The organism is Pseudomonas sp. HMSC065H01 (assembly GCF_001815235.1).
In the GTDB taxonomy this organism is placed as follows: Bacteria; Pseudomonadota; Gammaproteobacteria; order Pseudomonadales; family Pseudomonadaceae; genus Pseudomonas; species Pseudomonas aeruginosa.
This window is the reverse complement of sequence record NZ_KV819862.1, coordinates 58,759-72,019: the sequence shown is the minus strand read 5'-3', so window position 1 is coordinate 72,019 and position 13,261 is coordinate 58,759. Positions and strand designations below refer to the sequence as shown.

At 65.2% G+C, this 13,261-nt stretch carries 13 protein-coding genes; 7 read left to right on the top strand and 6 right to left on the bottom strand.

From position 1 onward, the window contains the following. Positions 1-21 precede the first annotated feature (21 nt). The 4 genes from HMPREF3014_RS09765 to HMPREF3014_RS09750 all read left to right on the top strand — a co-directional run bounded on the left by HMPREF3014_RS09765 (position 22) and on the right by HMPREF3014_RS09750 (position 2,520). Positions 22-351 (top strand): ElaB/YgaM/YqjD family protein, encoded by a 330-nt coding sequence (locus HMPREF3014_RS09765; RefSeq protein ID WP_003091262.1) that lies wholly within the window; start codon positions 22-24, stop codon positions 349-351. A gap of 3 nt (positions 352-354) precedes the next feature. Beyond that, complete coding sequence (locus HMPREF3014_RS09760; protein WP_003091263.1) at positions 355-735, top strand: phage holin family protein; 381 nt, start codon at positions 355-357, stop codon at positions 733-735. Between the two features lie 13 nt (positions 736-748). After that, positions 749-1,072 carry a hypothetical protein gene (locus tag HMPREF3014_RS09755; protein ID WP_003103249.1) on the top strand — a complete coding sequence of 108 codons (324 nt, stop codon included), beginning with the start codon at positions 749-751 and terminating at the stop codon, positions 1,070-1,072. Between the two features lie 116 nt (positions 1,073-1,188). Then, positions 1,189-2,520 (top strand): deoxyguanosinetriphosphate triphosphohydrolase, encoded by a 1,332-nt coding sequence (locus tag HMPREF3014_RS09750; protein ID WP_003091265.1) that lies wholly within the window; start codon positions 1,189-1,191, stop codon positions 2,518-2,520. A gap of 10 nt (positions 2,521-2,530) precedes the next feature. On the opposite strand, the gene HMPREF3014_RS09745 is transcribed toward HMPREF3014_RS09750, so the two are convergent. The 3 genes from HMPREF3014_RS09745 to HMPREF3014_RS09735 form a co-directional block, all read right to left on the bottom strand. After that, a complete protein-coding gene (locus HMPREF3014_RS09745; protein ID WP_003162445.1) occupies positions 2,531-4,756 on the bottom strand; it encodes an ATP-binding protein in 2,226 nt (741 codons plus the stop codon). Positions 4,757-4,769: 13 nt separating this feature from the next. Further along, on the bottom strand, positions 4,770-5,393 hold the full coding sequence (locus HMPREF3014_RS09740; protein ID WP_003091268.1) for a response regulator transcription factor: 624 nt from the start codon (positions 5,391-5,393) through the stop codon (positions 4,770-4,772). 425 nt (positions 5,394-5,818) lie between these two features. Next, the gene (locus tag HMPREF3014_RS09735) at positions 5,819-6,163 is read right to left on the bottom strand and encodes a YggL 50S ribosome-binding family protein (RefSeq protein ID WP_003091271.1); all 345 of its coding nucleotides are present in this window, start codon (positions 6,161-6,163) and stop codon (positions 5,819-5,821) included. A 309-nt stretch (positions 6,164-6,472) separates the two neighbouring features. Between HMPREF3014_RS09735 and dacB the strand changes: the two genes are divergently transcribed. Then, entirely contained in the window at positions 6,473-7,903 is a 1,431-nt protein-coding gene (gene dacB, locus HMPREF3014_RS09730; protein WP_003091272.1) for a D-alanyl-D-alanine carboxypeptidase/D-alanyl-D-alanine endopeptidase, read from the top strand. Positions 7,904-7,972: 69 nt separating this feature from the next. On the opposite strand, the gene rlmKL is transcribed toward dacB, so the two are convergent. Continuing rightward, positions 7,973-10,150 carry a bifunctional 23S rRNA (guanine(2069)-N(7))-methyltransferase RlmK/23S rRNA (guanine(2445)-N(2))-methyltransferase RlmL gene (gene rlmKL / locus HMPREF3014_RS09725; RefSeq protein ID WP_023087164.1) on the bottom strand — a complete coding sequence of 726 codons (2,178 nt, stop codon included), beginning with the start codon at positions 10,148-10,150 and terminating at the stop codon, positions 7,973-7,975. 460 nt (positions 10,151-10,610) lie between these two features. Here rlmKL and rmf point away from each other — a divergent pair, with 460 nt between their 5' ends. Continuing rightward, positions 10,611-10,823, top strand: a complete 213-nt coding sequence (gene rmf / locus HMPREF3014_RS09720; RefSeq protein ID WP_003103238.1) for a ribosome modulation factor — start codon at positions 10,611-10,613, stop codon at positions 10,821-10,823. Between the two features lie 87 nt (positions 10,824-10,910). On the opposite strand, the gene HMPREF3014_RS09715 is transcribed toward rmf, so the two are convergent. Further along, positions 10,911-11,939, bottom strand: a complete 1,029-nt coding sequence (locus tag HMPREF3014_RS09715; RefSeq protein WP_034016956.1) for a quinone-dependent dihydroorotate dehydrogenase — start codon at positions 11,937-11,939, stop codon at positions 10,911-10,913. 56 nt (positions 11,940-11,995) lie between these two features. Further along, complete coding sequence (locus tag HMPREF3014_RS09710) at positions 11,996-12,217, bottom strand: DUF2835 domain-containing protein (protein WP_003103227.1); 222 nt, start codon at positions 12,215-12,217, stop codon at positions 11,996-11,998. Between the two features lie 152 nt (positions 12,218-12,369). On the opposite strand from HMPREF3014_RS09710, the gene HMPREF3014_RS09705 reads away from it, so the two are divergent. Further along, entirely contained in the window at positions 12,370-13,251 is an 882-nt protein-coding gene (locus HMPREF3014_RS09705) for a DUF6685 family protein (RefSeq protein WP_003113960.1), read from the top strand. Positions 13,252-13,261 lie beyond the last annotated feature (10 nt).

Sequence of the window (13,261 nt, the reverse complement as noted above, 5' to 3'; positions counted from 1 at the left end):
CCATGACCAGAGGAGCTCGTCATGCCCCGCAAGACCACTGCAAACGCTGCAAAGGATGAACTGTTGGCTGAATTCCAGGCACTGGTCGCCGATACCGAGAAACTCCTGCAAAGCACCGCCGACGTGGCGGGCGACCAGGCCGAAGAAATCCGCGGCAAGATCCACGACAGCCTCAAGCGCGCTCGCGATACCTTGCGCGACACCAAGGACTCGCTGAAGGACAACGTCCGCGAACGCAGCCAGGCCGCGGTGGACGCCACCGAGGTGTACGTCGGCGAACACCCCTGGCAGAGCATCGGCATCGCCGCCGGCGTCGGCTTCCTGCTTGGCCTGTTGGTCAGCCGGCGCTGAGCCATGAGCGAAGGAAAGGACCCGGCGGACGGCCGCCCCTCCCTGCGGCGCTTCGGCGCCGCCTTCCTCGGCCTGTTGCACGGTCACGTCGAGCTGTTCGGCATCGAGCTGCAGGAACAGAAGGCCAACACCCTGCGCCTGCTGCTGTTCGCCGGGCTGGCCCTGGTATTTGCCCTGCTCCTGCTGGTCGGCCTGTCGCTGCTGGTGCTGATCGTGTTCTGGGACACCAACCGGCTCGCAGCGGCGCTCGGGTTGTGCCTGTTCTACGTGATCGGCTCGCTGTTCTGCGGCTGGCGCCTGTACCAGTCGATCAACGACGAAAGCTCGCCGTTCAGCGCCACCCTGGAAGAACTGGCCAACGACCGCGAGCGACTGCTGCCATGACAAGGAAACGCGCATGAGCCAACTACCGGTGAACGCGACCGGCCTGTCGCGTCGCGAATTGCGCAAGGCGGTGATCCGCCTGCGCCTGGAAATGCAGCGCCAGCAATTGCGCCGCGAAAGCCAACTGCTGGTGCAACCCTTCCGCCAGGCCCAGGGGCTGGGCCACAACCTCAGCCAGCAACTGTTCGGCGGTGGCAATGCGGCGCTCTGGGGCGCCGGCGGAGCCGCACTGCTGGGCGTACTGCTTGGCAAGGGCGGACGCTGGCAGCGTCTGCTGCGCCTGGGCGTCGCCCTGGCCCCGCTGTTGCTCGGCCTGCGCAAGCAGAAAGGCCGTTGAAGGATGCGCCGACCGGCAACGGTCGGCGCCCTCCGTTTCCCCAACGCGACGATTGAGCTTGCCAAGGCAAACCGTTAGCGTGTCCGCATCGCCTCAGCGCATCCCTGGAATTCCCGATGGACTGGCAGACCCTGCTCACCCGCGAACGGCTCGGAAAGCCGGTACACAGCAACGATGAACTGGGCCGCAGCGCCTTCCACAAGGACCATGACCGGATCATCTTCTCCGGCGCGTTTCGCCGCCTCGGACGCAAGACCCAGGTCCATCCGGTCTCCAGCAACGATCACATCCACACCCGTCTGACCCACTCCCTGGAAGTCGCCTGCGTCGGCCGCTCGCTGGGCATGCGGGTCGGCGAGATCCTCCGCGAGGAACTACCCGAGTGGTGCGACCCCAGCGACCTCGGGGTCATCGTCCAGTCGGCCTGCCTGGCCCACGACATCGGCAACCCACCATTCGGGCACTCCGGCGAAGACGCCATCCGCAACTGGTTCCAGCAAGCCGCCGGACGTGGCTGGCTGGACGAGATGAGCGACGCCGAGCGTTCCGACTTTCTCCACTTCGAAGGCAACGCCCAGGGCTTCCGGGTCCTCACCCAACTGGAATACCACCAGTTCGACGGCGGCACGCGGTTGACCTACGCAACCCTGGGTACCTACCTGAAGTACCCCTGGACCTCGCGCCACGCCGAAGCGCTGGGCTACAAGAAGCACAAGTTCGGCTGCTACCAGAGCGAACTGCCGCTGCTCGAGCAGATCACCCATAAGCTCGGCATGCCGCAACTCGACGACGAGCGCTGGGCTCGCCATCCGCTGGTCTACCTGATGGAAGCGGCGGACGACATCTGCTACGGCCTGATCGACCTCGAAGACGGCCTGGAAATGGAGCTGCTCGAATACAGCGAGGTCGAGGCGCTGCTGCTCGGCCTGGTCGGCGACGACCTGCCCGACACCTATCGCCAACTCGGCCCCAGGGACTCACGCCGGCGTAAACTGGCGATCCTCCGCGGCAAGGCCATCGAGCACCTGACCAATGCCGCCGCCCGTGCCTTCGTCGACCAGCAGCAGGCCCTGCTCGCCGGGCAGCTTGCCGGCGACCTGGTGGAACACATGCATGGCCCGGCCAAGCTCTGCGTGCAACGGGCCAAGGCCATCGCGCGGGAAAAGATCTTCCAGGACAAGCGCAAGACCCTCCACGAGATCGGCGCCTACACCACTCTGGAGATCCTCCTCAACGCCTTCTGTGGCGCCGCGCTGGAGCAATATGGCGGGCATACGCCGTCGTTCAAGAACCGGCGCATCCTCGACCTGCTCGGACGCAACGCGCCCGACCCGCAGTGGCCGCTGTACCGCGCCTTCCTCCAGGTGATCGATTTCATCGCCGGCATGACCGACAGCTACGCCACGGAAATGGCCCGGGAAATGACCGGACGCTCGAGCCCCTCCTGAAAGGAAGGGCTCATACCGCAGCGGCCGCCAACTGCTCCTGGAGTTCCTCCTGCAACGCCTCCAGGGCCAGCCGGAGTCTTTCGCCAGGCGCCTGCAGGCACTCCCCGTCGCCACTTCGCCGGCAGGCGTCCTCCAGGGCCTCGCAGGCCTCCAGCAGGGTACGCGCCCCGATCATCCGTGCGGCGCCCTTGATGCGGTGGGCATGCTCGGCGAGCCGGGTCCTGTCGCCCTCGCGCAGGAGGATGGCAAGGCGCTGGAGGTCCTGACGGTTGCTGCCTAGCAGGGTCTCCAGCAGTTCGCGCAGCCGTTCCGGGCGGTCGCCGCCGAGGCTGCTGAGAGCGGCTGCATCATAGAGCCCCCGGGGCTGCGCGGCGTCGCGTCCGAAAGAGGTCGCGAGGTAGTTGCGCAGGGTCTCCAGGCCGAGCGGCTTGAACAGGCAATCATCCATGCCCGCGTCGCGGCAGCGCTGTACCTCGTCCGGCTCGGCGTCGGCGGTATAGCCAAGGATCAGGATCGGCGCGCGTCGCTCGCACCGTTCCTGGATGCGTATCCTGCGTGCCAGCTGATAGCCGTTCAGGCGCGGCATGTTGCAGTCGCTGATCAGCACCTCGAAGCGCTCGTCGGCCCAGAGCTCCAGCGCCACCTGGCCATCCTCCGCTTCCGCCACCCGGTGGCCGAGAAACTCCAGTTGCTGGCGCAGCAGTACCCGGTTGGGCGGATAGTCGTCGGCGATGAGGATATGCAGGCGGCGAGACGGCTCCATGGATGCTGCCAGCGGGTCCTGGCCGGATTCAGGCATTTTCGGCCCGCACTGGCGCAAGAGCAGGTCGAGCGACACCCGGGTGCCTTTGCCCGGCTCGCTGTGCATCTCGACATCGCCGCCCATGAGGTCCACCAACTTCCGACAGATCGCCAGCCCAAGGCCGGTCCCGCCCTGCACCGTGCGTCCCTTGGCCACCTGGATGAAAGGCTGGAACAGGCGCGCCTGGTCCGCCGGAGCGATACCGATACCGGAATCCTCCACGTCCACCCGGACGATCGCCCTCCCCTCGTCCAGGCTCCTTTCCTGGAGACGGATCGTCACCTGTCCCCGCTCGGTGAACTTGATCGCATTGCTCACCAGGTTGGAGAGCACCTGCTTGAAGCGCAGGGGATCGATCAGCACGTCCCGTCCCGGGGCATCGTCCAGCTCCACAACGAGCCTCAGGCCTTTCTGCCGGGCCAGGCCTTCGAACATGCGGCGCACCGACTCCACGACATGGCGCAGGCGAACCCGCTCGGGCGTGAGGGTCAGGTGACCGGACTCGATCTTGGCGACGTCGAGGATGTCGCCGATGAGCAGTTGCAGCGACCCCGCTGCCTCGTAGGCGACCTCCAGCGAGGCGCGTTCGCGCTGCTCCGGCGCCAGGCGCTGCAGGACCAGTTCGAGGATGCCGATGACCGCATTCATCGGCGTACGGATCTCGTGGCTCATGGTCGCCAGGAAGACGCTCTTCGCCCGATTCGCCTCGTCCGCCTGGCGCATCGCCTCGCGCAACTGGCGGGCCAGGCGCTCCCGTTCGGTGATGTCGATCCAGCCGTTCATCAGGCCGAGCACCCGGCCCTGGCGATCCCTGTAGGGCGTGACCCAATGGTGGATCTCCAGCAATTGCCCGCCGATGCGCACCGCCATGTCGGTGAAGCTCGCCGTTCCTCCCCGAGCCACCGCCAGGCACTGCTGGTGCATGAGCCGTGCCTTGCTGCCCTCGACCCAGTCGGAATCGGTCAACAGGGTGCCGCGGGCCTGCTCACGGGTCATCCGCAGGCTTTCCAGGTAATTGCGGTTGCAGGCCAGCAGGCGACCGTCGAGCGTGCGGATGCTCACCGGGTAGGGAATCCCGTCGACCAGCGCCTGCTTCAATGCCAGGCGGCCGCTCAGGTCGGCTTCGGTACGTTGCCAACGCCTGAGCCTGAGCTGCAGGACGGTATTCCAGCCCAGGCATCCGACGCAGACCAGGCAGGCCACCAGCAGGCCGAGCACCAGGCTGGAAGGGGATGGCGAGCGCAGCCCGTCGGCAGCCTGGCGTAGCGGCGCTTCGTCGACCACATCGGCGTCCCCCGGACGATCCGGAGCGGGAATCCGGAGCATGGAAGAATATTCGCCAGCCGTCGCCCTCGCCGGAACGGCATATCCCGCCATGCAGGCGAATATGAGAAGCAGGCCGAGCATGCACGCACTGCGTTTCTGGAACTTCATTCGGTTCCGGCCCTTAGATAAGCGTATTGCGTTTGGCGAACTCGATGAGATCCACCAGCGAGCCGGCGTTCAACTTCAACAACAAGCGCGCCTTGTAAGTGCTGACGGTCTTGTTGCTGATAAACATCTGCTCGGATATCTGCTTGTTCGAATAACCCTGGCTGAGGTATTGCAATACCGATACTTCGCGATCGGACAGGCGTCCGAGCAATTCCACATCGTCGGAATAGGCGCCCTGTTGCACAGGACGCATGGCCGAGCTGGGAAAGTAACTGTATCCCGAGGCGACCGCATTCACCGCCGTCACCAGTTCGGCCAGTCCGCCCTGCTTGCAGACGAACCCGGCGGCGCCCGCCTGCATGCTGCGCAGGGCGAAGAGCGAGGCGCTCTGGCCGGTCAGGACGAGGATCTTCAGGGGCAACGCCAGCACCATCAGGCGGCTGATGACCTCGAGGCCGTCCAGCCTGGGAATGCCGATATCGAGGATGACCAGGTCCGGCTTCAGCTCCCGCCCGAGGCTGATGGCATCCACGCCATTATCGGTATCGCCGACGATCTGGTGCCCTTCGGCTTCCAGCAACATCTTCATGGCCATGCGAATCACGGGATGATCGTCGACTATCAGGATACGGCTCATTGTCTGATTTCCTTGCCAATAAAAATTCAGAAAAAATTCTCCTGAGCAAGATATAGACGGGAGCCATATTGTCGAGATACTCGATGGCAACTCATATACTTTAAGGAATATTCTCACGGAAACTTAATTTATTTCTTACGGCGAATTCAAAACCTCGTATATTGCCAAGCAATTGGCCTGGTTATCTGCATGAAAAACACCCGCATATATACGCGCCTTCCCGGCTCGTTATCTGCCAGAGCGAGTTGAATAGTTCGTCAGGGGTTTCGGAGTATTGCTATCCGCATGTACGGCCACAAGCCGCCGACATGCCTTGGCAGGGCAAAGGGAAGCACGACGGGCGCCGGGCCAGATAGCGCCGGAGCAGGATCGAAAGGGAGGGAAGACGCGACCGCCATCCTCGGGCGGGATGGCGGCGCTATCGCTTAGAGCTTCGGCAGGACAGGCTGTTCCGGGTACCAGGCGTCGACCAACGCGCCGACCTCGACGCTGGCCAGTTCCGGTTGCTGCTTCAACCAGGCCTCGATCAGGGCCCGCTGCTCTTCATTGACCGAGCCACGGCGCGCCAGGCAGACGAAACCGAATTCGTCGCAGCCGCCATAGGTCAGTTCGTTGGCTTCGATCGCCTGATCGATGAAGCGCAACATGAAAGCGTTCACCGCATCGGCATCCACGCCTTCCTTGTAGTGGAAGTTCAATTCGAAACCCAGCTCCTGGAATTCATCGACGCACAATTTCTTGCGCAGGCGGCGGGAACGATTAGTAGCCATGGCGGCATCTCCTGGATTGACGCTCCATTGGCGGAGCCTCGCATTACAGACAGTAGCCGACACCGCTGGAGCCGCGGGCGAACCCCGGCAAGCTCCGCTCGGCGCGGCCGGATTGCCGGCGCACTCTACCAGTTCCGACCATTCGGCGATATGACGGCGAACTCCGCGAAACTCCAGCGCATCGTTATCCGCCTTGCGGCATAATGAGCAAGACGGCCTCTTCGCGTGATGTCCGTCTCTTTTTCAGGTTCGCTTCGTTTTTCATCTTCATTTCATTTTCTACCCTCCGTCTTCAAGGGTTCTTCATTAATGTTCAAGTCGCTGCGTACTCTTGCCTTCGCCACGCTCCTGCCTTTCGCCCTTCCCACTCTCGCCCAGGTCAACGCCACCCTGCCGGCCAACGTGCAGAAAGCCCTGCAGACTAACAAGCTGACCGGCAACGATCTGTCGCTGGTGCTGATTCCGCTCGACGGCCCGGGCAACCCCACCTACTACAACGCCGACGTATCGGTGAACCCGGCCTCGACCATGAAGCTGTTCACCACCTATGCCGCCCTGGAAATGCTCGGCCCGACCTACCAGTGGAAGACCGAGTTCTACACCGACGGCCAGCTCAAGAACGGAGTGCTCAACGGCAACCTCTACCTCAAGGGCGGCGGCGATCCGAAACTGAACATGGAGAAGCTCTGGCTGCTGATGCGCGACCTGCGCGCCAATGGCGTGACCAAGGTCACAGGTGACCTGGTACTCGACCGCAGCTACTTCAACATCCCGCAGTTGCCGGTATTCAACGACGACGGCGGCGACGACACCAAGCCGTTCCTGGTCGGTCCGGACTCGCTGCTGGTCAACCTGAAGAGCGTGCGCATGGTGGTGCGCACCGACGGCAACAAGGTCAACGTGCAGATGGACCCGCCGCTGGCCAACGTACGCATCGACAACCAGGTGAAGATGACCGCGCCGGCCACCTGCCCGGCCTGGCCGAAGCTGCGCTTCAGCCCGGTGACCCAGTTCGACGGCACCACCCTGCTGGCCACCGGACAGATTCCCCAGGGCTGTAGCGCGCAGACCTACATGTCGCTGCTCGACCACCCCGGCTACACCGCCGGCGCGGTGCGCGGCATCTGGCAGGAGCTGGGCGGCAGCATCCTCGGCAAGGACCGCCAGGGCAGCGTACCGCGCAACGCCACGCTGATCGCCAAGGCCTTCTCGCCAGACCTGGTCGAGATCATCCGCGACATCAACAAATACAGTAACAACACCATGGCCCGGCAGTTGTTCCTCTCCATCGGCGCGCAGTTCCGCAACAGCGCCGACGGCGACGACGCCCAGGCCGCGCAGCGGGTGGTGCGGCAGTGGCTGGCGCGCAAGGGCATCACCGCGCCGCGCCTGGTGATGGAGAACGGCTCGGGACTGTCGCGCCAGGAACGGGTCAGCGCCCGTGAGATGGCGGCGATGCTGCAAGCCGCCTGGCACAGCCCCTATGCAGCGGAGTACATCTCCTCGCTGCCGCTGGCCGGCCTCGACGGCACCATGCGCAAACGCCTGCGGCGCACCGCACTGGTCGGCGAGGCGCACGTGAAGACCGGCACCCTCAACACCGTGCGCGCCCTCGCCGGCTTCAGCCGCGACGCCAGCGGCCACAACTGGGTGGTGGTGGCGATCCTCAACAGCCCGCGGCCGTGGGGCGCTTCGGCGATCCTCGACCAGGTACTGCTGAGCCTGCACGCGCGGAAATAAGGCGCAGTACGAAAAAAAAGGCCGCCAGCGGTTGCCCGCCGGCGGCCTTTTGCATGAATGCCGCTCGCCTCAGCGAACGGTGATTCTCCAGGCCCGATGGATCTTCGGATTACGCGCGAAATCCGGATCGAGGGTTTCGCCAGTGATCTCTTCGACCGCATAGCGGGCCTGCACGCTCTCGTCCAGTTCGAACTTGCGGAAGTTGTTGGAGAAATACAGCACCCCGCCCGGCACCAGCCGCGCCATGGCCAGGTCGAGCAGTTCGACGTGGTCGCGCTGCACGTCGAATACGCCTTCCATGCGCTTGGAGTTGGAGAAGGTCGGCGGGTCGATGAAGATCAGTTCGTACTGGCCATCGTCTTCCCGCAACCACTCCATCACGTCGCCGTGCACCAGGCGCTGCTTGTCGGAAAAGCCGTTGAGCGACAGGTTGCGGCGCGCCCAGTCCAGGTAGGTCTTCGACAGGTCGACGCTGGTGGTGCTGCGCGCGCCGCCCCTGGCCGCATGCACGGTGGCCGTGGCGGTATAGCAGAACAGGTTGAGGAAGCGCTTGCCGGCCGCCTCCTTCTGGATGCGCAGGCGCATCGGCCGGTGATCGAGGAACAGCCCGGTATCCAGGTAATCGGTCAGGTTCACCAGCAGGCGCACATCGCCCTCGCCCACCTCGAGGAACTTGCCCTCGCTGCTCTGCCGTTCGTACTGCTTCTTGCCGGCCTGGCGCTCGCGGCGCTTGACCACCACCCGCTCCTGGGCAACGCCCAGGGTCTGCGGAATCGCCGCCAGGGCGTCGAACAGGCGCGCCTGGGCTTTTGCCGGATCGATCGACTTGGGCGCGGCGTACTCCTGGACGTGAACCCAATCGCCGTAGATATCCACCGCCAGGGCATACTCCGGCATGTCGGCGTCATACAGGCGATAGCACTCGATCTTGTCGCGGCGCGCCCATTTGCCCAGTTGCCGGAGGTTCTTCTGCAGGCGATTGGCGAACATCTGCCCGCCCTCGCTCAGCCGTGCCGGCTCGCTCGGCGCCCGCGCCAGGCCTTCGTCGTTGCGTTCGCCACGCTCGCCGGTGACGAACTGGCGCGGCTCGACCTGGATCATCAGCAGCTTGCAGGCCAGCGCGCCGTTCCAGAACGCGTATTGCTTATGGCTGCGGATACCCATGCGCTTGCCCAGTTCCGGCGCCCCGGTGAACACCCCGGCGCTCCAGCCGATGCAGCTCTGGCGCAGGCGCTCGCCGAGGTTCTGGTAGAGATACAGCAGGCTGGCTTCGTCGCCGAGGCGCTCGCCATAGGGCGGGTTGCAGATCACCAGGCCGGTCTGGCCCTTGTCCGGGCGCGGCTCGAAAGTCGCCAGTTCGCCCTGGTAGATCTTCACCCAGTCGGCCACTCCGGCACGCTCGATATTGTTGCGCGCCGGCTGGATCAGGCGCGGATCGGCCTCGTAGCCGCGAATCCACAACGGCGGCCTGGCCAGGCCGGCCGCCGCGCGCTGCTGGGCTTCCTCGTGGAGCTTGCGCCACAGCGCCGGCACGTGCCCCAGCCAATTGCTGAAGCCCCAGCGCTCGCGCCTGAGGTTCGGCGCGATATCGGCAGCCATCAGCGCCGCCTCGACCAGGAAGGTGCCGACGCCGCACATCGGGTCGGCCAGGGCACCGCCCTCGGCGGCGATCTTCGGCCAGCCGGCACGGATCAACACCGCCGCCGCCAGGTTCTCCTTCAGCGGCGCGGCGCCCTGCTGCAGACGATAGCCGCGCTGGTGCAGGCTATGCCCGGAGAGGTCCAGGGAGAGGGTCGCCTGGCCGCGGTCAAGGTGCAGGTGGACGCGCACGTCCGGATTGACCTTGTCCACCGACGGGCGTCGGCCGGAGCGCTCGCGCAGGTTGTCGACGATCGCATCCTTGACCTTCAGCGCCCCGAAATGAGTGTTGTCGATGCCCGAGCCCTTGCCGCTGAACTCCACCGCCAGCGTGCCGCCGGCGTCCAGGTGGTCTTCCCAGTTCACCGCGTGGACCGCCATGTACATGGACTCGGCGTTCTCCACCGGGAATCGCGCCAGCACCAGCAAGACCCGGTTGGCCAGGCGCGACCACAGGCAGAGGCGATAGGCCACCTCCAGGCTGCCCTGTCCGCGCACCGCCGACACCTGGGCGCGCGCCTCGTCCAGGCCGAGCCCCTGCGCCTCTTCGAGGAGCAGGCTTTCCAGGCCTTTCGGGCAGGTCAGAAACAATTCGTAAACATCAGCCATATCGCCTTCCCGGGCCGTAGCCCTTGTCAGTGGAAGCACCCTCATGGGCACTTCTTTGGCACCAGGTGCCGTGGTTCGATTGCCGGAACGCTCCCGGCGTTGCTCGCTGCGACCCCGAGTCGCAGTCTGGGCGACCCTTCGTCGGAATGCGAGGAAATCTCAATTGGTGGGGGTACAAATCGTTATAAGGCGCAACCCCGCGACCCTGCGGCGTTAGCGCCGGAAACCAGGCGTCATGAGCCTGCAACATATGGCCCTATCGACGAAAGCGTTAAGTCTTTATGACAAATCGGTCATTCACACGCCTGAACGCTTTGGTTAGAACTCCAGTTAATCCGCCACCGCAACGGTGTCGGGCGAGGGTCGTCACGCCGGCAACGACCCCTTTCGGCGAAAGCTTCGCCAGGCCTCCCCTGGGGGCCAACGGGACATAACAGTCAACAAGTGAGGGCAACACCCTATGAGAAGACTTAAGCGTGATCCGTTGGAAAGAGCCTTCTTGCGTGGTTATCAGAACGGCATAACCGGTAAATCTCGTGATCTTTGTCCGTTCACCCATCCTACGACGCGGCAGTCCTGGCTCAACGGCTGGCGCGAGGGCCGTGGCGACAACTGGGACGGCCTCACTGGCACGGCCGGCTTACAACGTCTCAATCAACTCCAGCACGTGTAAGCGACAACACGGATAGCACCGATTTCCCCAAGGCACGCCCCATCCGGGCGGCGGGCGCAAGCCCAAGGGCTCCGCAAGGAGCCCTTTTCAATTCCGCCGCGGCAAAGCGGCGATGGCATCCACCGCTTCGCGGATCAACGCCGGTCCCTTGTAGATGTAACCCGAATAGATCTGCACCAGGCTCGCCCCGGCGGCGATCTTCTCCGCCGCGTGCGCGCCCTCGGTGATACCGCCGGCGGCGATGATCGGCAGCCGTCCGCCCAGCTCGCCGGCCAGCACCTTCACCGTGTGCGTGCTCTTCTCCCGCACCGGCGCGCCGGACAGGCCACCCGCCTCGTCGCCATGCGGCAGGCCTTCCACGCCTTCGCGGCCGAGAGTGGTATTGGTCGCGATCACCGCGTCCATCCCCGCCTCGACCAGCGCCGCGGCGACCAGCGCGGTCTCTTCCTCGGTCATGTCCGGGGCGATCTTGATCGCCAGCGGTACCCGCCGGCCATGCCGCAGCGCCAGCGCTTCCTGGCGCTGGCGCAGTGCCTCCAGCAGTTGCTTGAGCGAATCGCCGAACTGCAGGCTGCGCAGGCCGGGCGTGTTCGGCGAGCTGACGTTGACGGTGACGTAGCTGGCGTCGGCGTAGACCTTGTCCAGGCAGATCAGGTAGTCGTCGACCGCGCGCTCCACCGGGGTATCGAAGTTCTTGCCGATGTTGATCCCCAGTACGCCGCGATACTTCGCCGCGCGCACCCGTGCCAGCAGGTGGTCGACGCCGTGGTTGTTGAAACCCATGCGATTGATGATCGCGTTGGCTTGCGGCAGGCGGAACAGGCGCGGCCTGGGATTGCCCGGCTGCGGTCGCGGAGTGACGGTGCCGATCTCGATGAAGCCGAAACCGAGCTGGCCGAACCCGTCGATGGCGTCGCCGTTCTTGTCCAGGCCCGCGGCCAGCCCCACCGGGTTGGGAAACTCCAGGCCCAGCACAGAGACCGGCAGACTGGCCGGCTTGGGCGTCAGCAGGCGGTTCAGGCCCAGGCGGCCGCCGGCCCCGATCAGGTCGATGGACAGTTCGTGGGAGGTTTCCGGGGACAGTTTGAACAGCAGCTGGCGGGCCAGGGTGTACATGGTCGGGTATCGGTCGGCAGAATGAAGGGTGCCGATTATAGCCGTCGAGCGCCCGCTCAGGCGAGGCGTTGCAGCGCCAGCAGGCGGCCATCCTCGCTGAAATCGAGGCGGAACGTGCCATGCACGCCATCGTGGCCGATGAACGGACGCAGGTGATGGGCCGGCAGGTTCACCCGGCGACCGTCGCGGCTGCGCAGCAGGACCCGATTGGCCCTGCCGCCGTAGATGGCCTGCAGGCGTTCGCCGGACAGGGCGATATCCATGATGAGACTGGGCATGGAGCCCCCCGCTTGAATGAACCACGACAGCTTGCCACAAACCACGCGGTTGAATGTCACGCCCGAACCTGTGCTTCAATGGACGGACCGTCGCCGTCCCCTCCCACCCCTTTCCGCGTCGGTCGCCGAGCCCGAGGAGCCCTCCGTCGATCATGAGTTCCAACTCGCGTAGCAACAGCACCTTCACCGGTCGCCTTTCCGCACTCGCCAACCGCCTGCGCCTGGGTGCCGCGCGAAGCGATGGGCGGGAGCTGCGCGAACGGGCGGCCGCCCTCGAGCTGCCGTTCCAGCCATTGCGACGGCCGGAGCCGAGCGTCTGGTGGCAGGCCGGACCGCCCCTGCACACCCTGGTCGACCTGCCGCGCGGCGCGCTGTCCGGCCCGGTCCAGGAAGACAAGGCGGAAGCCCACGCGGTCCTCAAGCGCCTGGTGCGGGTCAGCCACTCCACCCTGGAGTCGGTCGACCTGAAGACCATCGAAGGCGTATGCAGCCGGGAGATCCTCGTCCAGGCACCTTGCCCACGCCTGGAAGACCTGGCCACGGCCGAGGTCTGCCGGGGCGTACGGATCATCAGCTACAAGGATTTCGTCAAGGCCCTGAGCCTGGCCCTGCCGCGTTTCACCAACGGCGACAGCATCCGCCTGCGCCAGGCCGCCTGGCACGGCGAGCGCCTGTTCTGGGCGGGCGAACGCCAGGCCTGCGCCTTCGCCGCGGCGATCGTCTACGCCCGCCGCCGCGAACTGGAACTGAAGCTGCCGGCACACCTGGAACGCTACGAACTGGAGCCCGGCGCGCTGGACGAACTGGAACAGCGCTACCACATGCTGCGGATTCCGACCGAGGCCTGGTCCGAGCCGACCTTCATGAGCCTGCTGCTGGATACCGGCCTGCCCTATGCGCGACTCGCCCTGTTCACCCCGGAAACCCCGGAGTGCCTGTTGCTGCCCCGCAACGACGAACGCGCCGATGCCCTCGGCGAAGGTCTGCGGGCGGCTGGCGCGGCAGACGTGGTGAAGTATCTGAAGCAACTGTAGGCAACCGGCC